The sequence below is a fragment of the Ruegeria sp. AO1 genome (assembly GCF_056535985.1).
The window spans coordinates 390,875-413,889 of the sequence record NZ_JBQFJC010000001.1 but is presented as its reverse complement, the minus strand read 5'-3'; the positions used below and the strand labels follow the sequence as shown (position 1 = coordinate 413,889).

At 59.3% G+C, this 23,015-nt stretch carries 23 protein-coding genes; 6 read left to right on the top strand and 17 right to left on the bottom strand.

Features of this window, described 5'->3' with window-relative positions:
• Positions 1-36 precede the first annotated feature (36 nt).
• The 9 genes from ACR3FB_RS02040 to ACR3FB_RS02000 all read right to left on the bottom strand — a co-directional run bounded on the left by ACR3FB_RS02040 (position 37) and on the right by ACR3FB_RS02000 (position 8,977).
• Positions 37-1,020, bottom strand: a complete 984-nt coding sequence (locus ACR3FB_RS02040; RefSeq protein WP_480563734.1) for a GlxA family transcriptional regulator — start codon at positions 1,018-1,020, stop codon at positions 37-39.
• 17 nt (positions 1,021-1,037) lie between these two features.
• The gene (locus ACR3FB_RS02035) at positions 1,038-1,931 is read right to left on the bottom strand and encodes a homocysteine S-methyltransferase family protein (protein ID WP_480563732.1); all 894 of its coding nucleotides are present in this window, start codon (positions 1,929-1,931) and stop codon (positions 1,038-1,040) included.
• Between the two features lie 12 nt (positions 1,932-1,943).
• A complete protein-coding gene (locus tag ACR3FB_RS02030; protein ID WP_480563730.1) occupies positions 1,944-2,996 on the bottom strand; it encodes an alcohol dehydrogenase family protein in 1,053 nt (350 codons plus the stop codon).
• A gap of 97 nt (positions 2,997-3,093) precedes the next feature.
• Positions 3,094-5,541 carry a GcvT family protein gene (locus ACR3FB_RS02025; protein WP_480563727.1) on the bottom strand — a complete coding sequence of 816 codons (2,448 nt, stop codon included), beginning with the start codon at positions 5,539-5,541 and terminating at the stop codon, positions 3,094-3,096.
• Positions 5,542-5,557: 16 nt separating this feature from the next.
• Positions 5,558-5,938, bottom strand: a complete 381-nt coding sequence (locus ACR3FB_RS02020; protein ID WP_480563724.1) for a GFA family protein — start codon at positions 5,936-5,938, stop codon at positions 5,558-5,560.
• 4 nt (positions 5,939-5,942) lie between these two features.
• Complete coding sequence (locus ACR3FB_RS02015; protein WP_170638275.1) at positions 5,943-6,566, bottom strand: LysE family translocator; 624 nt, start codon at positions 6,564-6,566, stop codon at positions 5,943-5,945.
• Complete coding sequence (locus tag ACR3FB_RS02010; RefSeq protein WP_170375545.1) at positions 6,566-7,135, bottom strand: helix-turn-helix domain-containing protein; 570 nt, start codon at positions 7,133-7,135, stop codon at positions 6,566-6,568. The genes ACR3FB_RS02015 and ACR3FB_RS02010 overlap by 1 nt, the downstream gene beginning before the upstream one ends.
• Before the next feature lie 142 nt (positions 7,136-7,277).
• Positions 7,278-7,730 (bottom strand): GAF domain-containing protein, encoded by a 453-nt coding sequence (locus ACR3FB_RS02005; protein ID WP_475218469.1) that lies wholly within the window; start codon positions 7,728-7,730, stop codon positions 7,278-7,280.
• A 74-nt stretch (positions 7,731-7,804) separates the two neighbouring features.
• Positions 7,805-8,977: a thiolase family protein gene (locus tag ACR3FB_RS02000; RefSeq protein ID WP_425083568.1), complete on the bottom strand. Its 1,173-nt coding sequence runs from the start codon at positions 8,975-8,977 to the stop codon at positions 7,805-7,807.
• 100 nt (positions 8,978-9,077) lie between these two features.
• On the opposite strand from ACR3FB_RS02000, the gene ACR3FB_RS01995 reads away from it, so the two are divergent.
• The 3 genes from ACR3FB_RS01995 to ggt all read left to right on the top strand — a co-directional run bounded on the left by ACR3FB_RS01995 (position 9,078) and on the right by ggt (position 11,692).
• Positions 9,078-9,416 (top strand): STAS domain-containing protein, encoded by a 339-nt coding sequence (locus ACR3FB_RS01995; protein WP_425083569.1) that lies wholly within the window; start codon positions 9,078-9,080, stop codon positions 9,414-9,416.
• 101 nt (positions 9,417-9,517) lie between these two features.
• Complete coding sequence (locus ACR3FB_RS01990; protein WP_480563721.1) at positions 9,518-9,886, top strand: ATP-binding protein; 369 nt, start codon at positions 9,518-9,520, stop codon at positions 9,884-9,886.
• Positions 9,887-10,114: 228 nt separating this feature from the next.
• Complete coding sequence (ggt, locus tag ACR3FB_RS01985) at positions 10,115-11,692, top strand: gamma-glutamyltransferase (RefSeq protein WP_480563718.1); 1,578 nt, start codon at positions 10,115-10,117, stop codon at positions 11,690-11,692.
• Positions 11,693-11,717: 25 nt separating this feature from the next.
• On the opposite strand, the gene hspQ is transcribed toward ggt, so the two are convergent.
• Positions 11,718-12,044 (bottom strand): heat shock protein HspQ, encoded by a 327-nt coding sequence (gene hspQ / locus ACR3FB_RS01980; RefSeq protein ID WP_170375556.1) that lies wholly within the window; start codon positions 12,042-12,044, stop codon positions 11,718-11,720.
• 80 nt (positions 12,045-12,124) lie between these two features.
• Here hspQ and ACR3FB_RS01975 point away from each other — a divergent pair, with 80 nt between their 5' ends.
• Positions 12,125-13,006 (top strand): AEC family transporter, encoded by an 882-nt coding sequence (locus tag ACR3FB_RS01975; protein ID WP_480563715.1) that lies wholly within the window; start codon positions 12,125-12,127, stop codon positions 13,004-13,006.
• A 61-nt stretch (positions 13,007-13,067) separates the two neighbouring features.
• The gene (locus ACR3FB_RS01970) at positions 13,068-13,649 is read left to right on the top strand and encodes a transglycosylase SLT domain-containing protein (protein WP_170375559.1); all 582 of its coding nucleotides are present in this window, start codon (positions 13,068-13,070) and stop codon (positions 13,647-13,649) included.
• 10 nt (positions 13,650-13,659) lie between these two features.
• On the opposite strand, the gene ACR3FB_RS01965 is transcribed toward ACR3FB_RS01970, so the two are convergent.
• The 4 genes from ACR3FB_RS01965 to ACR3FB_RS01950 form a co-directional block, all read right to left on the bottom strand.
• The gene (locus ACR3FB_RS01965; RefSeq protein WP_480563712.1) at positions 13,660-14,256 is read right to left on the bottom strand and encodes a LolA family protein; all 597 of its coding nucleotides are present in this window, start codon (positions 14,254-14,256) and stop codon (positions 13,660-13,662) included.
• A gap of 39 nt (positions 14,257-14,295) precedes the next feature.
• Positions 14,296-17,229: a DNA translocase FtsK gene (locus ACR3FB_RS01960; protein WP_480563709.1), complete on the bottom strand. Its 2,934-nt coding sequence runs from the start codon at positions 17,227-17,229 to the stop codon at positions 14,296-14,298.
• 14 nt (positions 17,230-17,243) lie between these two features.
• Complete coding sequence (locus ACR3FB_RS01955; RefSeq protein WP_480563706.1) at positions 17,244-18,425, bottom strand: aminotransferase class I/II-fold pyridoxal phosphate-dependent enzyme; 1,182 nt, start codon at positions 18,423-18,425, stop codon at positions 17,244-17,246.
• A gap of 109 nt (positions 18,426-18,534) precedes the next feature.
• A complete protein-coding gene (locus ACR3FB_RS01950; protein ID WP_480540256.1) occupies positions 18,535-19,863 on the bottom strand; it encodes an amidase in 1,329 nt (442 codons plus the stop codon).
• Between the two features lie 51 nt (positions 19,864-19,914).
• Between ACR3FB_RS01950 and ACR3FB_RS01945 the strand changes: the two genes are divergently transcribed.
• The gene (locus ACR3FB_RS01945) at positions 19,915-21,177 is read left to right on the top strand and encodes an FAD-dependent monooxygenase (RefSeq protein ID WP_480563703.1); all 1,263 of its coding nucleotides are present in this window, start codon (positions 19,915-19,917) and stop codon (positions 21,175-21,177) included.
• Positions 21,178-21,202: 25 nt separating this feature from the next.
• On the opposite strand, the gene ACR3FB_RS01940 is transcribed toward ACR3FB_RS01945, so the two are convergent.
• Genes ACR3FB_RS01940 through trxA form a run of 3 tightly spaced genes read right to left on the bottom strand, consistent with a single transcriptional unit; the run spans position 21,203 to position 22,971 of the window.
• Positions 21,203-21,388, bottom strand: a complete 186-nt coding sequence (locus tag ACR3FB_RS01940; protein ID WP_170375578.1) for a Trm112 family protein — start codon at positions 21,386-21,388, stop codon at positions 21,203-21,205.
• Entirely contained in the window at positions 21,385-22,026 is a 642-nt protein-coding gene (locus ACR3FB_RS01935) for an LON peptidase substrate-binding domain-containing protein (RefSeq protein ID WP_480563700.1), read from the bottom strand. The genes ACR3FB_RS01940 and ACR3FB_RS01935 overlap by 4 nt, the downstream gene beginning before the upstream one ends.
• Before the next feature lie 27 nt (positions 22,027-22,053).
• Entirely contained in the window at positions 22,054-22,971 is a 918-nt protein-coding gene (gene trxA, locus ACR3FB_RS01930) for a thioredoxin (protein WP_170375582.1), read from the bottom strand.
• Between the last annotated feature and the right edge of the window lie 44 nt (positions 22,972-23,015).

Here is a 23,015-nt window from a genome sequence, read left to right as displayed (position 1 = left end):
CGGAATCCATCAAAAACGTCATCGCATCCGCAAAAATCATCTCTGCGCAGCTTGTCTCTTTTGTTGGCGCATCACAAAGGGCGTCACACCGAAAAAACTCCGGTAAACTGATGAGAACCCGTTCGGAAAACCGCAGGCCAAACCTATTTCGCGCACGCTCATGGTGGTGTTCAGCAAAAGGTTGTTGGCCTTGGCCAATCGCATTTCACGATAGAACCCGTTGGGTGTAGTGCCGAAGAATGCTTTGAACTTTCGCTCAAGAGATCGATTCGAGATATTCAGGCTGTCCACGAGATCCTGGATCGGCAAAGGGTCTTCGATGTTGGCCTGCATTAGCTTGATGCAATGATCCAGTTTCTTGTCCCCAGTCGCGGTGTTTTTCGCGCCCGAGAACGGCTGCATCGACGAAAAATCGCGGATGTTTTCATGCAGCATGACGTCCGCCACGGTCAATTGCGTGGGCCCCGAGATATGCCGCCCGATCACGACCAGCGCGATATCGGTGGTGGCCCCCATACCTGCACAGGTGACAACTGCGCCGCGCTCGGTTGCGATGGACAGTTTCGCTTCGAACCGCGCACCGCGCTCACGCAGGAATGAGGCGTTTTCCCAATGGGTTGCCAGATCGGCTGTGCCCTGCTCGTCGATATACCGGCTTGCCGCTTCGGCCAACAAAAACACCTGTGCGCCGCGATAGGTATAGTTCGACACCACCCGACCCAAAGACAGATCGGGGTGATCCGGGTTCGAATTGCCGATCACAAAAAGATAGGTGGCATCGGGTTGGTTCGGGATGGTTTCGGTCTGAACCGTTGCGTCGCTGCTGCTTGCCACCGGACCGCCACGCAGGGATCGATAGGTATAGGTGAACGGCGGCGTTGCAGATACCCGATTGGAAATCCGCAGAACATCCACTAGCGACGCGAGTTCCAGCAGCACAAAGCCCGGCGCGACCAGAATGTCGAAATGCACGGGACTGGTCTGACGCGTGTCGGAGGCTGGCGATGGTGTCTCGGACATACCGTTCCCTTGTCGGTTCAGACGATCCGATGACCGGCTGACTGCAGGCGACGCGCGAGGGCCTCGATATGATCCGGGCCGATCTCGCAGCATCCGCCAACGATTGTCGCGCCTTGGTCGACCCAGGCCATCGCGTGATCGGCATAAGCCTCGGGGCTGAGATCGTGGCGCTGTGCGAGACTATCAACCGTAGGGGCGTCTTGCAAAAACCCCTTGGCGATATGCGTGAACCCATTGGCATAGGCGCCGTAGGGCAGCCCCATCCCTGACAATATCTCAAGCCCGGCTGGAACCGCTTCGGGACGGGTGCAATTGATCAACACGGCTTGCGGATTGTAACGCTCGACCAAGGGGGCAATCTGATCCAACGGCTCACCAGATCGCAGGCGCGTTCCGTCCTCATCCATCGGAGACAGGGCCAGCCACACAGGTTTCCCACAGCCAGCAGTGCCCCTCAGGGCACCTTCGGCCTCCATCACCGACGAGACGGTTTCGATCAGGATCAGGTCCACACCATCCCCCATAAGCGCGACCAGTTCAGCGAATTTGCGCCCGGCCTCTTCTGGATCAGGCTCAAGATCGGGTCTGTAAGAGGCCAATAGCGGCCCAAGCGCCCCAGCGATGCGCCCTTCGTTTCCTGCGCGCGCCAGATCGGCCTGAGACACGGCAGTGTGGATCAATTGCGCCAACTGATCCTCGATCCCTTCGCGCACAAGGCGCGAGCGGTGGACGGCATAGGTGTTGGTTGTCGCAACAGTGGCCCCGCGTCGGAAGTATTCCGCATGAACCTCGCGCACCAATTCCGGTTGATCCATCATCACCCGCGTCGACCAGAGCGGCGTTGGTTGTTTACCGCTGCGCTTGACCAGCTCCTGCCCGATCGAGCCATCTAACAGAGTAATTTCGGCCATGTCATAAACTCCTTACGGGATCAGCACCAATTTCCCCGGCAACGCTTTGGATTGGAAATCCTCTTGTGCCTTGGCGATATCCCTTAGGGGATAGGTGCGGGAAATCAAAGGCTTGATCCGACCGGCATTCATCAGCTCAGCCAGACGGCCAAACACCTCAGGCGATTGGTGAGTGCAGCCGTGAATGGTGATATCGCGCAGGTAGATGTCGCGCAGATCGGCCTGCACCATCGGGCCCGCAATCGCACCTGATACGGCGTAGTGCCCGCTGGGTTTCAATGCCAGCACGAGGCCCGCCCAAGTCGGGCCGCCAACCACGTCGATCACGACGTCGAACGTATCTGCAGGCAATGCAGCATCGCGATCAAAGGTCTCAACCGCGCCTTGGGATTTCACAACCTCGGCCTTGGCGGCACCGGTTATGCCCCAGACGGACGCGCCGCGCAGGCGGGCCAGTTGCACGGCGGCCAGACCGACACCGCCCGAAGCACCTGTGATCAGCACCTTGTGGCCAGCGGTGACCCCGGCGCGGGTCAAAAGGTTCTCGGCAGTGCCAAAGGCGCAGGGAATGGCTGCGATCTCGGTATCTGACAGGGGCGAGGCAGAGACATCGTAGAGATCATCCGCCTCGACCAGACAGTATTGGGCAAAGGCGCCATCAATCTCAGAGCCTAAGGCAATAAACCCCTGTGGATGGCCAGGTCGCGGGCGCGGCAGATTGATCGGGCAGGTCACGCGCTGACCGGGTTGAAACCCTGAAACCGGACCAGCTGCTTCGACAATGCCGCACAGGTCGCCGCCTTGAATTCGAGGGAATTGAAGCGCGCCGCCCCACCCTCCGGCATCGACATCCTGATCGACATCATCGGTGGCCCCGGTCACGTCCGAAGAGTACCACCCGACCCGCGTATTGATATCCGTGTTGTTGACCCCGGCAGCCGCGACGCGCACCAGAACCTGCCCGGGACCGGGCGTTGGAACGGGAATATCCTCGCGCCACTGCAAAGCCTCCGGCCCGCCGTGATGAGTGAGGTAAACGCCGGACATATGTGCAGGGATCGTCATTTCAGCCTTCCGATTTGGACTTTGGTGAAAGGCAGACTGGGGCCCGCCATGGGCCCCAGCTTGGAGTTTTGTGCCAATTTGGCAATCCCCAAAGGGATCAAGCGCGCAGACGCTCGTTGGCGGGATCCCAGAGCGGCTGGTCTTCCTGAACAACGGCGCGGTACTTATGGCCGTAGATCTCAACCTCAAGCTCCGTGCCCGGGTTTGCGACCTCGGTCTTGACCATGCCCAGCGCGATAGACTTGCCAACACGATAGCCCCAGGCGCCCGAGGTCGTCTCGCCCACGATCTGATCGCCCTGCCAAATGCAGGACATGTAAGGCGCGTCGCAATCGCCTGCGTCCACTGTCAGCGTGACAAAGGATTTCTTCACGCCCTGTTGCTTTTCGTTCAGGATCGCGGCCTTGCCGGGGAAGTCCTGCGGTTTGTCCAGTTTAACGAACCGCTCCAGCCCGCCTTCCAGTAGCGAGTAGTCGGTCGACAGATCGCCCTTCCACGCACGGTAGCCTTTCTCGATCCGCAGCGAGTTCAGGGCGTACATGCCGAACGGGATCGCACCCGCGTCGAGGATTGCGTCGTAGATCGCTGGCATGTCTTCGTTGAGGGCGTGAACCTCCCAACCCAGCTCTCCGGCGAAGGAGACGCGGATCAGGAAGGCCGGTTTGCCCGCAACCGTCGCGGACTGATGAGACAGCCAGCCGGTGGACAGATCCGCATCGCTGAGGCCCGAGAGGATCTCACGCGATTTCGGGCCGGTCACGATCAGCGTGTCACGAGTGGTAGTGACGTCCTCGACAGAAACGCTGGAGGGCATGGCGGACATCAGGATGTCACGGTCGTGCCACTGCGCGGTGGCGGCTGTGATCATCACGAACTCATCCTCGCCTAGTCGGATACAGGACATCTCGGTCAGGATACGGCCACGGTCGTCCGAAATGTAGACGAGGTTGATGCGGCCAATCTTGGGCAGACCACCGGTGATCAGGCCACGCAGAGCTTCTGCCGCTCCTTCACCTTTGACCATGAAACGCGAGAAACCCGGCAGGTCCAGCACACCGCAATTGTCGCGGACAGCTTCGCACTCTTCCTTGATGCGCTGCTCCCACGGGCCCGAGCGACCCCATGTATGCGTGGCCTCAAGCGAGGTGTCGTCGCCCGGCTTTGCAAACCAGTTGGCGCGTTCCCAGCCGTTATAGACGCCCATGACGCCGCCCAGTTCCTTGACCTTGGCATGGACTGGCGACAGCTTCTTGTCGCGCGCAGCAGGCCATTCATGGTGCGGGAAGTGCATGGCGTATTCGTTGCCGTAGACCTCCATGCCCTTCTGGTTGCAGTAGTCCTGATCGGTGTAGTCGGTGTAGCGGCGCGGATCGACGGCCCACATATCCCACTCGGTGTGGCCATCGACGATCCATTCGGCCAGCACCTTGCCTGCACCGCCGCCCTGCGCGATGCCAAAGGTGAAGCTGTGCGCCTCAAACGCGTTTTTCACACCGGGCATTGGGCCGATCATCGGCAGACCGTCCGGCGCGTAAGGGATCGGGCCGTTAATCACGCGACCAACGCCCGAGGTTGCCATCAGCGGCACCCGCTCCATCGCGTCGGTGATGATGTCCTCGATCCGGTCCAGATCGTCATTCCAAAGCTGGAAGCTGAAATCCTCGGGCATCGGATCGTCTTCGGTCATCCACTCGCCCTTGCAGTTAGGCTCATAGGGGCCAAGGTTGAAGCCGTTCTTTTCCTGACGCAGGTAATATGAGATATCCACGTCGCGCAGCAGAGGCAGTTTGCCGCCGTTTTCTTTAGACCATGCCTCAACCTCGGGGACTTCGTCAGTCAGCAGGTACTGGTGGCTCATGACCATGGCGGGCACCATGCGGCCGCCATAGGGTTTGAACATCTCACCGACGCGCTGCGCGTAGTATCCGGCTGCGTTGACGACATAGTCACAGGCAATGTCGCCCTTTTCGGTGTGAACGGTCCAAGTGCCGTCATCGTGCTGCGTTACATCGGTGGCCGGGCAGAAGCGGATGATTTTTTGGCCCAGATCACGCGCGCCTTTAGCGAAGGCTTGTGTCAGCTGCGCCGGATCGATGTCGCCATCGGTCGGGTCGTACAGCACGCCCTCAAGATCATGGGTTTCAAGGAACGGATACCGCTCTTTCGCTTGCTCTGGGGTCCACATCTCCATCGGTATGCCCTGGTACAGGCCCATCGACATGGCGCGTTCGAATTCCTGCATGCGTTCTTTGCTGTGCGCCAGACGGATCGACCCCGAAACGTGGTAGTTCATCGGATAGTCGACTTCTTCAGCCAGACGCGAATACAGTTCGGTCGAATAGCGCTGCATGTTCATGATCGCCCACGAAGTCGAAAACGTCGGCACGTTACCCGCCGCGTGCCATGTAGACCCTGCCGTCAGTTCGTTCTTTTCCAGCAGAACGCAGTCGGTCCAGCCCTTCTTAGCCAGATGATACAGGGACGAGCAGCCGACAACGCCGCCACCGATGATGACCACACGGGCCTTGGTTGGAAAATCACTCATGTGTTTTGATCCTCTGTTACTGTGCCCGCTGGGGCAGATCGTCTGAGATGTCGTAGTAGTCACCTTTGTCCGCGACAAAGATGTGCTTTGAGAGTTTCAGTCCCGTCGGTGCGCTGAGCGCCCCCATCGAGATCGAAATCGTGTCTTCTTTGTTGTGCTGCCAGAACAGGAATGAGCCGCATTCGCTGCAGAACCCGCGCCGGGCGGTCTCTGAGGCGCGGAACCAACGCAGCGTGTCACTGGCGGTGAAGCTTAAGTTGTCCTGATGTGTCCAAGTCGATGACCAGACATGACCCGATTGTTTGCGGCACTGACCGCAATGGCAGGCAGAGGGCGGCGAGAGGTATCCGTCAATCGTAAACGCGACTTTGCCGCAAAGGCAGGATCCCGTCTGCATATAGCTACCCCCTTGCTGCGGGCGCAGAGCTGGCACCCAGCAACACGCCATAGATGATGAAACAGGTCGCCATGATCCGGCGGACCCAGATATTGAACACAGCCCCCAACGCCGCCTTGCCCATCAGCGCGCCCAGCAGGGTAAAGCCGGTATAGCTGAGCGTCGTGATGATCAGAGCGGTCGGCATGATCACCCCCATCTGCTGCCAGATCGGCACGTCGGGCTGCACAAATTGCGAGAAAGCCGCCAGATAGCCAGCAACGCTTTTTGGATTGATTGTCGCCACCGCAAGCGCATGCAGATAGACATGCCGCGCAGGGCGCTCAGTGGCAGGCGCCGGCCGTTTCGCGTTGATCCATCCGCGAATACCGACCCAGATCAGAAACCCAGCCCCGACCAGTTTAGCGATGAAGAAGGCGGTAGGTGAGGCTGCGATCAGGGCCGTTACACCCAGCGCTGACAAGATCAGAAACGCGCTGGCCTGTGTCAGGATCGCAAGCACCCCAAGCATCGCCTTCGGGAAGGGCAAGCTCATACCGTTTGAGATACAGTTGACCGCATTCGGCCCCGGAGTGGTGACGAACACCACCCAGAACAGCGCGAATATAGTCCAGGCCTCAAAGCTCATCAGTACACCGGAGGCGCAATGACCCAGATGGCCACGGCGGGCTCATCATAGGGGTTTGCCCATTGATAGGGTTCGTGCTTGATGCGGAAACTGTCACCCGGCCCGACCGTGAAGTGCCGTGCACCGATCGTCAGGTCCAGTTGGCCCGAGATCATATATCCGACCTCCTGCGTTGGCCGGTCCGCGGGTTTTTGCATTTTGGATCGGGGCTCAAAGGTGGAATGCACCATCTCGAAATCATCGGTCAGGTCTGGCGACAGAAGTTCTTCGATCAAGCCTTCCTCGCCCGAACCCATTGGGCGTCGTGACACGGCGCGCACCACATAGCCTTGCTCCTCGACCGGGGCGGCGGAATGTGAGAATAGCATCGACATGGGAACACCCAGGCATTCTGCGATCTGACGCAGGTCCGAGATTGAAGGGTCGGACATGTCCCTTTCAACCTGACTCAGCCACCCGACCGAGCGGTTCAGGCGGTCGGCAATTTCAGTCAGCGTCAAACCCCTTGCCTTACGCAAAGCCCGCAAGTCCGCTCCGAGCGTCGCGCGCTGAGGGGTTTGCGTGTTCAAAGCTGGACTCCGATTCTCGTGAAATTCCTGTTACGTTTTTCACGATGCCTCAGTTCCGTGAAATTTCAAAGCATTTTTTCACGACAAATCATAAGACCAGAGACCAAACCCAAGTAACACAAGGATTTAGTTAGGGTTGCAGCTAGGCGGAGAAAACGTTCTGAAGAATTTTGGTCAGTTCGGACGCGTCCACATCCGTGAAAGCATCCGGCTGGTCGCTGTCGATGTCAAACACAGCAATAACGGCGCCCGAGGCATCGTGCACCGGCAAAACAAGCTCTGACATTGTAGAAGATGCGCAGGCGATATGACCCGGAAAGGCATCCACATCCGGAACCAGCTGCACCTCACCCGTGCGCGCGGCTGCGCCGCACACGCCGCGCTCGAACGGGATGACCAGACAGCCGTGGCCACCCTGGTACGGGCCGATCTTCAGCAGGCCCGGTTCGGTGACGCGGTAGAACCCTGTCCAGTCAAAGCGATCATCGGCGTAATGCACCTCACACGCGATGGTCGCCATCAAGGAGATCTGATCGGTTTCGCCTTCGGTCAGCGAGGCGATGGTTTTGGCAAGGGTGTCATAGTCGACGGTCATATTGGCATTGCTCCGATCCGGGTCTTGGGGGGCGACGCCCCCAGTCCCCGGAGTATTTGCAAAAGCTCAGAGGGTCAAATGCGTTCGATGGCGATCGCCGTGCCCTCTCCGCCTCCGATACAGATCGCAGCGATCCCGCGTTTCAGATCGCGTTTTTCCAGAGCGTTCAGAAGGGTGACCATGATCCGGGCACCAGATGCGCCGATTGGGTGACCCAGGGCGCAGGCTCCGCCATTGACGTTGACCTTGTCGCGCGGCAGGCCCAATTCGTGCATGAAAGCCATCGGAACCACGGCGAAGGCCTCGTTCACCTCCCACAGGTCCACATCATCTTTGGTCCAGCCCAGACGCTCAAGCAGCTTTTGCGCCGCAGGAACCGGAGCGGTTGTGAACAGGCCCGGGGCCTGCGCATGGCTGGCGTGGCCCAAAACGCGCGCGCGGACGGTTAGTCCTTTCGCCTCAGCGGTGTCTACAGAGGCCAGAACGAGAGCGGCCGCTCCGTCAGAAATGGAGGAGGAATTTGCCGCCGTTACAGTGCCGTCTTTGCGGAAGGCTGGTTTCAGCGTCGGGATTTTCTCGGGTCGGGCGGACTTGGGCTGCTCATCCGCCTCAAGCACCAGCGCCCCCTTGCGGGTTTGCACCGTAACCGCGGCAATTTCCCCATCAAACGCGCCACTGTCTTGGGCAGCCAACGCGTTCGAAAGGGATCGCAGCGCATATTCATCCTGCGCCTCGCGGGTGAACTGATAGGTCTCGGCGCAGTCTTCGGCAAAAGTTCCCATCAGACGGCCTTTGTCATAGGCATCTTCAAGCCCATCCAGAAACATATGATCCACAACCTGCCCGTGCCCGATCCGCGCACCGCCGCGCATCTTGGGCAGCATGTACGGCGCGTTCGTCATACTCTCCATCCCGCCCGCGATCATGGTATCTGTGTGGCCCAATGCGATCTGATCAAACGCGATCATGGCGGCCTTCATACCCGAGCCGCACATTTTGTTGAGGGTCGTGGCGGGCACCTCTTCACCCAACCCGGCGGCAAACCCCGCCTGACGCGCTGGGGCCTGTCCCTGCCCCGCCGGAAGCACGCAGCCCATCAGGACTTCGTCGACAGTCTCCGCACCCGCCTGCTGCAAGGCGGCGCGAATCGCGGTTCCACCAAGTTCGGCAGCGGGAACGCCATCAAACATGCCCTGGAACCCTCCCATGGGTGTACGGGCCGCGCCTGCAATCACTACGTCTTTCATCGAAAACCCCTCCTCTTGCCGGAACTTGAATACCGAATGTTAAGAATTGCCGTCTAGCGTATTTCTACGACGCAATTTCAGCTGAAAAGGGCGGTCAATCATGGCGCTGACCAGCACAACTACCGAAGGGGCACAGATCATCACCGTTCATTCGGAACGGATAGATGCGGCCATCGCCATCCAGTTCAAGGAAGACATGCGCCGCGAAACAGAAAGTGACGCAGCTCGCATCGTTCTGGATCTGGCAGGCGTGGAATTCATTGATTCAAGCGGATTGGGGGCCATCGTCGCCTCGATGAAACAAATCGGAAGCGAGCGCCGACTGGATCTGGCCGGGCTGCAACCCGTGGTCGAAAAAGTGTTTCGCCTGACACGAATGGACACCGTTTTCAGGTTGTTCGATTCCCTCGACGACGCGCTGTCGGCGCAAGCAGAGTAACGCGGCCAACGTAGATGTGTGTAACGCCGTCCAGTGATCAAACCTGCCTGCAACTGAGTTTTCCAGCGATAGAAACGGAAGCAAGCGCTGGCATTGCGAAATTGAGCGCAGGCCTGGCCAAACACGGCTTGCCTGTTGAAAAAGCGGACGATGTGAAGATCGCCTTGGCGGAAGCGATCAACAACGTCGTCGAACATGCCTATTCTGACATTGAACCCGCCAAAGTGCAGGTCTGTTGCCGGTTGGAGCACAACCAGTTGGACATTCTGATATCGGATACGGGGCGTCCGCTGCCCGGCTGCAAACCTCCGGATGGGACCCCGGCCTCGGTTGAGACCAGCCTGCAGGACCTGCCAGAAGGGGGTTTCGGGTGGTATCTGATTCACGAACTGACAAGCGAGATTCGGTATGAGCGTCGCGATGGTTGCAATCTCTTGTCACTGCGGTTCGACGTCCCTATGCCAGAATGAACCGAGGGATTTGACGCGAAATGGCCACAATAAGGCCTTTTTCGAACCATTACGCCGCCCCAAACGACTGTCAAATATATCACCGTAGCTCAGATAGCTTCCCTCGGCGCCGAGTGTCACAGCCCCCACCCAGTGAACGGCGCCGAGGAACCTCCCTCCCCTCATTGAAGAACTGGACAATCATTCCCTGCGCGATAGTTTCGCGTTGTTCAAAATAGGGGGGTGATGATGCGGGATTTACACAAGCCGGGCCGGTCCGAAGTTCTGGCCACAAACGGGATGTGTGCGACTTCGCACCCCCTTGCGGCGAAAACCGCCGTCGACATTCTGGAACGTGGCGGAAACGCCATGGATGCAGCCATTGCCGGAGCGGTCTTGCTGGGGATTTGCGAGCCGCAGATGACCGGTTTGGGTGGCGATTGCTTTGTCCTCTACAACCGTGCGGGGGAAAACCAGATCCGAGCGTTGAATGGCTCGGGCCGGGCACCTGCTGCTGCGCAAGCCAGCGCGCTACGGGATCGGGGCTTGACTTCGGTGCCTTTGACCAGCCCGGACGCGGTTACAATTCCGGGCGCGGTCGACGCGTTCTGTCATCTCAGCCAGACCGAAGGCAGACTGGGGCTGGATGCCATTCTTCAACCGGCCATTCACTATGCAGAACAGGGTGTGCCGGTTGCTCCACGCGTTTCTTTCGACTGGCAGAACGGTGAACCGACCCTCCAGGGGGCCGCGCGGGATCACTATCTGATCCACGGGCAAGTCCCCAAGACAGGTCAGGTCTTCCGCGCGCCAAAACAGGCCGAGGTTTTGCGGCGGATCGCAAAAGATGGCCGGGAGGCCTTCTACTCAGGTGAAATCGCGGAGGATATGATCGCCGCCCTTTCCGCCTTGGGGGGCCTCCACACCGCCGAGGATTTCCAATCGACCCAATGCACCCCCTCCGAACCGATGCGCGGCACCTATAACGGCGTTGATCTGGTCGAGCACCCCCCCAACGGCCAAGGCGCAACGGCGATCTTGCTGCTCAATATCCTCAAGCATTTTGACCTTGCCAGCATGGACCCATTGGGCGCGGAACGAGTGCATATCGAGGCCGAAGCGACAAAACTGGCCTATGACGCGCGCAACCGTTTCATCGCAGATCCCGATCATATGGCACGGGCCGAGCAGTTTTTGGACAAAGACATCGCCGCATCCCTCGCGGCTTTGATTGATCCGAAACAGGCCATGCCCGCTGCCGCCCCGCTGACCGAAGCGATTCACAAGGACACCGTCTACATTACAGTCGTCGACCGCGATCAGATGGCCGTGTCGTTGATCTATTCGATCTTCCACAGCTTCGGCTCGGGGATCGCATCCGAGAAATACGGCATCTTGCTTCAAAACCGCGGCGCAGGCTTCACCCTGCAAGCCGGGCACCCAAATGAGCTAGGTGGCGGCAAACGCCCGATGCACACGATCATTCCCGGCATGCTGGCCGAGAACGAACGCGTTACGATGCCCTTCGGCGTCATGGGCGGGGCGTATCAACCCACAGGACATGCGCGGTTCGTGTCAAACCTGATGGATTTCGGTTTTGACCTGCAAGAGGCCATCAACGCTCCCCGTGCCTTCGCCGACGGAGGCATCCTGAAGCTCGAGCGCGGGTTCCCCGAAGCGGTTGCTCAACAATTAAGCGAAATGGGTCACACTGTGGAGGTCCCAGAAACTCCACTGGGTGGCGCACAGGCCACACGAATCCGTGAAGACGGTGTTTTGGAGGGGGCCAGTGACCCCAGAAAGGACGGTTGCGCGTTGGGGTATTGATCAACGCGCAGGCGCGCCGCCCCGCTCAGTTCAGATGGAAGTGCAGCGGGTAGGATCCATCTTCGAATGGGCCGAACATGTTAGGGATGTCGGGATGCTCAACCGGCTCACCCGATCGGTCCTCGATCAGATTTTGTTCTGAAACATAAGCTACATAGAAGGATTGGTCGTTCTCAGCCAACAGGTGATAGAACGGCTGATCCTTGATCGGCCGACTGTCTTCGGGGATGGCTTCGTACCATTCCTCGGTATTCGAAAACTCTGGATCCACGTCAAAAATCACCCCTCGGAAGGGATGTTTCTTATGTCGCACAACTTGTCCCAGGCCGTACTTGGCATGTGTCTTTAGCATTGTTTCAGCCCCCAAAGAGGTTACTACCTCTTTCCGGGCAGAAAAGCCAATCATTGATGTGAAATTAAGGGAAACAGTCTGTGAACCTCTTACTGACAGTGTTCGAAATTGCGGCACCCGTGTTCCTTTTGTCAGCAATCGGCTTTGTCTGGGTCAAGCTTGGCTTTGAATACCGCCTACAGTTTGTGACGCGTTTTGCAATGACGCTGGCAGTCCCCAGCCTGATTTTCGTGGCCTTGATGCAGACCGAAATTCCGGGTGGTGACCTGTCAAGGTTCACTCTGGCCACCATTGCGGCCAATCTGGTTCTCGCGGTCGTGTTCTGGTTCATTATAAAGGTGCTAAAGCTTGAGCAACGCACCTACCTTTCGCCGCTGATCTTCGGAAACACCGGCAATTTGGGCCTTCCCCTATGCATCTTTGCATTTGGTCAGGCCGGTTTGGGATATGCCGTGATCTTTCTGGCCGTGACCGCGCTGTTTTCCTTTACCTACGGGATCTATCTGGTCGCGGGCAAAGGCGCTTTTGGACAGGTCATCCGTCAGCCCATGGTCTGGGCCACGCTGCTGGGGGCGCTGTTCTTGTGGCAAGACTGGGAAACACCTCTGTTCCTAACCAACACCTTGGATTTGCTGGGGCAAATGGCTGTTCCGATGATGCTTGTAACCGTTGGTGTGGCAATCGCGCGACTAAGCTCTCGCAGTCTTCACCAGGCCATTTGGCTGTCGCTTCTCAAGCTGGTGGTCTGCTTCGCCCTCGGATGGGGCGTTGCCATCCTCTTCGGGCTTGAAACCATCGCATTCGGTGTTCTGGTCTTGCAAATGTGTACCCCGGTCGCTGTCACTTCATACCTGCTGGCCGAGCGGTTTGAGGCCGACGCAGACGCCGTAGCAGGCATGGTTATGGTCTCAACGGTGCTGTCTGTCGCCGCGTTACCGGGAGTTTTGGCTATCGTTCTGTAACGATTGTGATTTCCTCAGCGCTCAATCTGCGCTAGAATGCCAGAAAAAAGGCACGAGGCACATGAGCAGAATTCTATTCGTACTCCTAGGGGTGCTGCTTTTGGCATCCTGTGGTGGCGGGTCTAAACAGCCACCCAGCAGACTAAATGACGCGTGCAGCATTGCGCGCGAGAAACCTGACTACATCAAAGCCTTCAAAAAAACCGAGCGGAAATGGGGTGTCCCCGTTCACGTTCAGATGGCGACGATCTATCAGGAAAGCCGCTATCGTCATGATGCGCGCACCCCGCACCGCTATGTGCTGGGCGTGATCCCGATGGGTCGGCAGAGCAGCGCCTTTGGCTACAGCCAGGCTCTGGACGGCACTTGGGAAGAATACCAGCGTGAAACCGGAAAACGCCGCGCCAAGCGGGACCGAATTCGCGACGCGTCCGATTTCATCGGCTGGTACATGAACAAAACCTACGAGCGGAACGGCATCAACCTGGGCGACACGCGCAACCAGTATCTGGCTTATCACGAAGGCCATACAGGCTATGCGCGCGGCAGCTACAACCAGAAATCCTGGCTGTTGAATGTGGCCAGCGATGTCGATGCACGGGCCAACCTGTATCAGGCTCAGCTGGCCAGTTGCCGCTACTGATTTGGGCGGGTCAGCGGTTGCTGGACCCGACCCGCTTTCCGTTTGAGAACAAGCTCTGATCGAGGCGTCCGCCCTCGGTCAGTTCCCCCAGAAGAACCGTGGTTTGGGTGCCTGCGTTGTCGTGGATCACCCATTTCCGCAGCTCGACGGGGTTGTCCGTAAACATCAGCTCAATCCGGCCCGATTCAGGGTTCTTGGGGTCCTGAGCCGTCACAACAGTTGCGGTCCCGTCAAAGTCGTGTCCGACGACCATATTGGCCTGCCCCAAATTCACGTTCCGAGCCAGCACAAGTGACAGAGGCGTCCGTTTCAGCGGGTATTGTTCGGGTGGCTGGTTGGATTTCGGGTCAAAGATCAGAACACTGCCAGTTCGCGCAAGAACAACAGCACTGTCGGGCGGATCATATTCGAACCGCATCTTACCGGGCCGTTGAATCCATAGCTTGCCGGTACTGAGCGAGCCATCATCATTCACTTGGGTAAAGCTGGTCTGAACCGTTTTCATCTTGTTCAGATAATTGGAGATCTCCGACAGCGGCAGCTTGTCCGCCGCCCATGCGGCAGGCGCGGCCAGTGTCAAAGCAAGGGCAAAAGCAATCTGTTTCATACGACTCAGATAAGGCTTCTGCCCTTGTTATTAAATATCCTACTGCTCGGGGACGAGGATTTCCCGCTTACCCACGTGATTTGCCGCCGAAACAACGCCTTCGTCCTCCATCTGTTCGACCAACCGGGCGGCTTTGTTATAGCCGATGGCAAGTTTCCGCTGGATGTAAGAGGTGGAGCATTTGCGATCCTTGATAACAATCGCTACCGCTTGGTCGTACAGTGCATCCTCGCCGTTCGTGTTGCCACCGGTGCTCAGGCCTAATACGGCGTCGATGTTGTCGGCTTTTTCCTCAGCCGGGCCATCGACCACACCGCTCATGTAATCGGGCGGACCGAATTGCTTCAAGTGGTTGACGATTTCTTCGACCTCTTCGTCCGAGACAAACGGGCCGTGGCAGCGGGTAATCTTGGCGCCACCCGCCATATACAGCATGTCACCCTGCCCCAGCAGTTGCTCGGCGCCCATCTCACCCAAGATGGTGCGGCTATCGACCTTCGAGGTAACCTGGAACGAAATCCGTGTCGGGAAGTTCGCCTTGATCGTACCCGTGATCACGTCGACCGAGGGGCGCTGTGTGGCCATGATAAGGTGGATACCCGAGGCCCGCGCCATCTGCGCCAGACGCTGAATACAAGCTTCGATCTCCTTGCCTGCGACCATCATCAGGTCGGCCATCTCGTCGACGATGACGACGATATAGGGCATCGCTTCAGGCGCGAACTCTTCGGTCTCGAAGGTCGGTTCGCCGGTTTCATCGTCAAAGCCCGTCTGGACCGTGCGGCTGAACATCTCGCCCTTCGCCAGCGCGTCTTTCACCCGGCCATTATAGCCCGCGATGTTTCGGACACCCATTTTGGACATCTTGCGATAGCGATCCTCCATCTCGCCCACGACCCATTTCAGGGCCACAACCGCCTTTTTCGGGTCGGTCACAACGGGCGACAGCAGGTGCGGAATGCCGTCATAAACCGACAGTTCCAGCATCTTGGGGTCGATCATGATCAGGCGGCATTCGTCCGGCGACAGCTTGTAAAGCAGCGACAGGATCATAGTGTTGATCGCCACCGACTTACCCGACCCGGTCGTCCCCGCGATCAGCAGGTGAGGCATCTTGGCCAGGTTGGCCACAACGGACTCGCCCCCGATATCCTTGCCCAGCGCCAGAGGCAGAGCATGGTTGCCATCGCCGAAATCACGGCTGGCGAGTATTTCGCGCAGCACCACCATCTCGCGGTTTTCATTGGGCAGTTCGATCCCGATCACCGAGCGTCCGGGCAGGGTCGAAACACGAGCCGAAAGCGCCGACATAGACCGCGCGATGTCATCGGCCAAACCAATCACGCGGCTGGCTTTGAGGCCCGGAGCAGGCTCCAGCTCGTACATGGTGACAACCGGACCGGGGCGAACGCTGACGATCTCACCCTTCACGCCGTAGTCGTCCAACACGTTCTCAAGCATCCGCGCGTTTTCTTCCAGCGCCTCGTCACTCAGGTGGTGACGCTGAATGCTGGCCGGGTTGGACAACAGGCCCAAGGGGGGCAGCTCGAAATCGGAATGCCGTTCTTCGAAAGACAGGGTCGGCTGCGCCTCGGCCTGTGCCCGACGGGACGGCGGCGGCGTGCGACGGACAGGTTGGGCAACAACTGGCTTGCGCGGCTCGGCCACTGGGATCTTCACGGCTGGGCGCTGTGGCACAACGGGTTCCGGTGTCGCCGTGTCTTCGAACACCGCGTCATCGTCGAAATCATGCGCGGCGTAGTCATCCTCAGGCATGTAGTTCGCCTCGGGCACATAGTCGGGCTCGGGCTGATAGTCATGCGTCGTGTCTTGCCACGTCGGTTCAGCCGACAAAACAGGCTCGGGTGGCAGGCCAGCAGCGGTCATGGGCGGCTCGGGTGGCAATTCATCCGCCCCTCTGGGATGGAAGATCAGCGGGTCCGGTCCACGACCCCGGCCCTTAGTCAGGGGCAGGTTGGGGTCATGTTCCGGGGCCATCTCACCCGTGGCCACCTTGCGATTGCGCACAGCGGCCGAAATCTTCGAGCGGATACGATCTTCGCCCGGCATTTCATCAAAACCCTGAACAGGCATAGCTTCGACCAGTTCAGGTTCTGGCAGCGGCTCGGGGCGACGGATCAGGGTTGGCATCCGGGCCAGCAGGCCGGTTTTGGGGGCGGGTTCGGGCTCTTCCTCGGTCTCTTCGAAGATTGGGTCGTCAAACGCGATCTCATCGTCGAAAACGGGTTCAACCCGCGCGGCGCGGTGCTCTTTCCATTGTTCACGACGCTCTCGCGCGGACTGTACCGTGGCCGAGGCACCCCGACCCAGCAGGTTCATCAGCATGTCGTAGGACATCACCAGCCCCAGTAGGAAAGCACGCGTTCCACGCGTTACATCAACTTTGGTGAAGCCAAGAACAAAAATACCCAGCGCCAGCATTCCGACTGCCATGGCCAGCGACATCAGCTTAACCAGGAAATGCGAGGAAATCGGCAGAAGCGTCAGCAAAGCCCCCATGACGGTGTCGCCAAACAGTCCGCCCAACCCATAGCTATGGGTCGCGCGCCAAACCTCGCCTGGAACCAGAGTGGCGGCGTAAACCGAGACAATGGCAATCCAGATCGGCGCAAAGATCAGCCGCGCCACGGCGCGATCTTCGCCGAAATGACCGGTGAAGCGGACACCCCAGCCGATCAGAACCAGCGCGATCCCCCAGCTGCCCCAGCCAACGATCATGAACAACGGCGCAGCGATCGAGGCACCGATCCGCCCCATCCAGTTCTGCACCGGCGCGTCGGTCGAGACCATCCAGTTCGGATCTTCCGGTGTGTAGGACCAGATCATTGCCGCAGCGGCCAGCCCCAACAGAATCAGAGCGATCCCGATCAGTTCCTTGGTACGCCGCTCAATCGCGGCCTGAGTCGTGCTGTCCAGTAATGGATCGCGGTTGCGCGCGTTCAATGATGCCATTTTGCCCTCGTACCTCACGAATAGATGCAGTCACGAAGCTTGATCAGCCCCTGCTGCAACTCTTTTTTTGGAGCCACCAAAGCAGCCCGGATAAATTGCTCGCCCGGGTTTTGCCCCGGATCACCTTGAGAAAGATATGCGCCCGGCAGGACCCGAACGCCGGTCTCCTGCCAAAGCTTCAATGCGGTTTCCTCGCCGTTCTCGACTGGCAGCCACAGGAAAAACCCGGCCTCGGGCGGCATGTAGCCCTGCAGGCCTGAGAAGACGTCATCCGCGATGGCGTATTTTTCTTGATAGAGCGCGCGGTTCTCGATCACATGCGTCTCGTCGGCCCAAACGCGCGCGGCAGCAGCCTGTAGCGGCAGTGGCAATGGCGCACCCGCATAGTTGCGCAGCTGTTTGACCCGTTTGATACTGTCCGGCCCGCCCGCAATCAGGCCCGAGCGCAGCCCGGCCAAATTCGACCGTTTCGAAAGAGAGTTGAACAGCAAGACCCGCTCAGGATCCGCGCCCAGCTCTTGCGCGACGGTCAGGGCACCAGTTGGGGCCTCATCGCGGTAGATCTCGGAATAGCATTCGTCGGCGAAAATGCGAAAATCGTATTTCTCGGCCAACCCGATCAACTCGGCCCAATAGCCGCGCGAGGCGACAGCCCCCTGCGGGTTCGCAGGCGAGCAGATATAGGCAGCAACCGTCCGGTTCAGCACATCCTCAGGCAGGCTGGCATAGTCTGGCAAATGACCGGTCGCGGCGGAGGCGGACACGAAATAAGGCTGCGCCCTGACCGAGATCGAGGCGACCATATAGACCTGATAAAACGGGTTCGGACACAGAATGATGGGATCCTGCCCGTTCTTCTGTTCAGGGCACAGCGCCATGGCAGCATTGTACAGCCCCTCACGCGTGCCGTTCAGGGCCATCACGCTGGTATCGGGGTCCATCGTCACGCCATAGCGGCGCTTGATCCAGTCGGTGATCGAACCACGCAGCTCGGGCGAGCCTTCATTCGGGGGATAGCCCTGAAACCCGGCCGCGTTTTCTGTGATGACGTCTGTGACCCAAGCGGGGAAGTCATGCATCGGCGCACCGATGGTCATGTGAATCACGTCTCCGCCCGGTTGATGGTGGTCCAACAGGGTGCGCAGACGCGGGAATGCGTATTCCGGTAGGTTCGAAAACCGCTCGGGGAAATTCATATCTACTGCCTCAATATCGGGATCGTTTTCGCCCCGTTTGATTGGCAGATTACAGATCAGACCCCGCCCCGTCCAGACAAAGAGGTTCCGAATCAGGGGATTGTGGCATTCACGCCAATGCGGTTTCCGCCGCTGATCCAAGCCGCAGTAGTGCTTCTTCCGAGCCGGGATAGCCCAGCATCATCAAGCCACAACCCGCAGTTCCCGTCGGAAGGGTCAACGCCGCAAGACCCATCAGATTGCCAATACGCGTATTGCGCAGGGCCAGCAGATTCTCGGTCACGTAGTAGTCGTGATCGCTGAGGAGCCGTTCCAGGTTGGGCGGCAGGATGGGTGCGGTTGGGGCCAGAACCCCATCAAACTCGGCGGTCGCCGCGTCCCATGCCGCACGGCAGGCCTTGAGCTTAGACCACGCGGCCACATAGTCGGGGCCTGGAACATCTTTCCCGGTGCGGAACCGTTCAAGAATCTCGGGATACATCGCCTCGGGGTTGGCTTCGATGACGTCTTTCCACAGCCCGTAGGCCTCAGTCGTGTAGAGAACACCCGAAAGCGCCATAGCATCGTGCAGTTCAGGCACCTCCAGCGGCACAATCTCGGCCCCAGCATCGCGCAAACGGTCCAGCGCATCGTCGAAGGCCTGTCGCGGCGCATCGCGCAGGTCGTCCTTGGCGACGTTCTGCAACTCGGCAAAGCGGCGGCCTTTCAGGCTGGCACCCCGCAGATCCGCAGGTGTGCCGCCTTCCAGCATGGCCAGCATATGGGCGGCATCTTCGACGGAACGCGCCAGAGGGCCAACCGTGTCGAACCGCAGACAAAGTGGCACGACCCCTTCAAGGCTGAGCCGCCCGGCCGTGGTTTTCAGCCCCACCAGATTGTTCCAGGCTGCCGGGATTCGCACCGACCCACCCGTATCCGAGCCAATCCCGCAGGCCGCCAGCCCCCAAGCCACCGAGGCCCCAGCCCCCGAGGATGACCCGCCCGGCACAGCATCCTCATCATCCACACAGGGCGGCGTGTCCGTGATCGGGTTCAAACCTAGCCCCGAAAACGCCAACTCGCTCATGTGAGTTTTGCCGAGGCACACGGTGCCCATGGCCGTTGCGTTGCGCAAAACCACCGCGTCCGCGTCCGGCACGCGCCCTTTCAACAGGGCCGAGCCCGCCTCAGTCCCGATACCAGCCGTGTCGAACAGATCCTTCCAACTGATCGGCACGCCATCCAGCAAGGACCGACGCAGGCCCAAGGCGGCGCGCTCTTTCGCGGCTTTCGCCTCAGACCGGGCGCGGTCATGGGTGACGCGCGCATAGATACGGTCGCGATGGGGATGGGCGTCAATGGCGGCCAGATAGGTCTCGGTCAATTCAACGGGGTCGATTTGCCCCATACCGATACCACGGCCCAAATCACAGGCCGTCATGGTTAGCCATTCCTGCATCACACCCCTCCTTGCGTCTGACTTTCTGGGACGGTAGCGACAGGACCGCACATGGACAATCCCGAAAGGGCGCGCATATTGCAGGGCATGACACAGGCATCGAAAATCCTGATCGTGGGCGGAGGCCTGAACGGCGCGGCCCTTGCATTGGCACTGGCGCAAACCGGGCATTCTGTTTGCGTGATTGACACGTTGGGCGAAAAGGTGCGCAAGAACGCGGCATTCGACGGGCGGTCTTATGCGCTGGCGCTGGCGTCCAAGCGGTTGCTGGACGCAATCGGTGTCTGGGAGCGGGTTGAGGACCATGCTCAGCCCATGCTTGAAATCAAGGTAACCGACGGCCATGCGGGTATCGGGCCGTCACCCTTTTTCATGCATTTCGACCATGCCGAGATCGAGGAAGGCCCGATGGGCTATATGGTCGAAGATCGCCACCTGCGCCGCGCGTTTCTTGAGGCGATGGCGCAAGACAAAGCGATCACCCAGATCAACGGCAGAACGGTCGTTTCGCAACAGGTCGATGCAACCGGCGTGACGTTGACGCTGGATGATGGTGCGAGTGTTGAGGGTCATCTGATCGTAGGCTGCGACGGGCGCAGCAGCGGAACCGCGTCCCGCGCCGGGATCAAGCGTACTGGTTGGGATTACGGCCAAACAGCCCTTGTCTGCGCGATTGAACACGACCTACCGCATCACGGCATTGCCCATCAGTTCTTCATGCCCCCCGGCCCACTTGCGATCCTGCCACTGACCGGCAATCGCAGCTCGATCGTCTGGAGCGAACGCACCGAGGCAGCGCAGCGCATCAACGCCCTGCCCGAGGCCGAGTATCTGCAGGTCTTGCGCCCTCGGTTCGGGGACTTTCTAGGCGACATCCTCCTGCAGGGCGACCGCTTCACCTATCCATTGAACCTGACCATAACCAATTCCTTCATCTCGGATCGCCTTGCCCTTGTGGGGGATGCCGCACACGGGATGCACCCCATTGCAGGCCAGGGCCTGAACGCCGGGCTGCGGGACGTGGGTGCCTTGGCCGAAGTGCTGACCTTGGCCGGACGGCGCGGCGAGGATATCGGGTCGGTTCTGGTGCTGGAGCGCTATCAGGAATGGCGGCGGTTCGACACGGCCTCACTGGCGATGGCAACCGATATGTTCAACAAGCTGTTTTCGAATGACAACCCGCTGCTGCGCCTTGGGCGGGACATCGGGATGGGCATTGTCGGATCCCTGCCCGGCCTGCGTCGGGGCTTTGTTCGTGAGGCGGCGGGGTTGACCGGCGACCTGCCGAAGCTGTTGCAAGGACGGGCAATTTAAGGCGTTCTTGAGCGTTCAAAAACGCTCAGTCCAGCGCACGCGCCTCATCGACCAGCATCACGGGGATGCCGTTGCGGATCGGGAAGGCCAAACCGGCAGCCTTCGACACCAGCTCCTGCTTGTCAGCATCGTAGTGCAGCGTCGTATGCGTCTGAGGGCAGATCAGCGCCTCAAGCATATGGCGGTCAAAAGCATGTTCGGTCTCGCTCATTGCAGTTTTTCCTCATTTGATCCGCCCCGCAGCGCGAATTCGATCAATGTCACCAGCGTCTCACGCCTTGTGCGTAGACAAGGGGCCTCTAACAGAGCCTGTTTGTCCTCCGGATCGAAATCCATCAGCATCGACAGCGAATTTACCAAGAGCTCATCATCTGCTTCTTTCAGCGAATCCCAATCCGTCGACAGATCGCGCGAGTCGAAAAAGCGTTCCAGCAGGTTCAGAAAGCGGCTGCGGTCGAAAATGTCGTCCTTCTCGGCCTTACCAAGATCGCGGTCAAACCCCTCCCAAGACACTTCGCACCGGCGGTAAGGTGTGAAGGCGTCCAGTTCGGACTTGATACGGAACCGGGACACGCCGGTCAGGGTGATCAGATAGCGGCCATCCTCAGTCTCTGAGAATTGCGTGACGCGACCGGCGCAACCGATCCGATGCAGCTTTGTGTCATCGCTTAGCGAGGGGTTCGGCTGAACCATTCCGATCAGCCGCTCCTTTGTTTTAAAGGCATCGTCAAGCATCTGCAGGTAGCGCGGCTCGAAGATGTGCAACGGCAGTCGCGACCGGGGCAGCAGCAGCGCCCCGGGCAGTGGAAACACGGATATCGTATCCGGCAAGTCGGCGGGATGAATCATAGACCCGAGTCTAGCTCTGATCCGAAATTAGGCAAATATCATCGAGCTGAGTTTGCGCCGCCCGTTCAGAACAATCGGATCGTTGGGCTTGAGCGCATCGAAGATCGTAAACAACTGTGTTTTGGCAGCACCCTCGTTCCACTCACGATCGCGGCGGAACAGCTCCAACAGCTGTGTCACAGCATCTTCTACATCGCCATTGGCGTGCAAGGCCTGCGCCAGATCGAAACGAGCCTGATGATTGTCCGGCTCGGCTTCAACCGCTGCCGTCAACTCGGCTACCGGGCCCGCATCCGCCGCCTGCTTGGCCAGCTCCAACTGGGCATGAGCGGCTTCGAGTTCCGGAGCGTTGGATATCTCGGCAGGCGCACCGTTCAGGATCGCCTCGGCCTGTTCCAGATCGCCCGAGGCTATATGCGCACGCACCAGCCCACCATAGGCAGCGGCATGGTTGGGGTCTTCGCCCAGAATCGCGGCAAAGGTTTGCGCTGCATCTACGGCTGCACCTTCAGCCAGCATTTCCTCGGCCGCCTGCACGGCGTCCTCCAGTTGACCACCGGGGCTTTCGCCACCGGCCGCCTCGATCACGCGGTCGATAAAGGCCTTGATCTCGGACCCCGGCAACGCGCCTTGAAAGCCGTCCACCGGCTGACCCTTGAAGAATGCATAGACGGTCGGAATCGACTGAATGCGCATCTGAGACGCGATCATTTGCGCCTCATCTACGTTAATTTTGACCATTTTGACCGCGCCTTTTGCCGCGGTCACCGCCTCTTCAAGCGCGGGCCCAAGCGTCTTGCAAGGCCCACACCAAGGTGCCCAGAAATCCACGATCACCGGAATTTCCTGCGACGCCTCGACAACATCCTCCATAAAGGTGGCTTCGCTGCTGTCCTTGATCAGATCGGTGGCTGAGGTGCTTTCCGCGCCGCTCAGAAGGTCCATGGCATTCACTCTCCGGTTCAAACGTGCGCCCTATATGCAGTCCC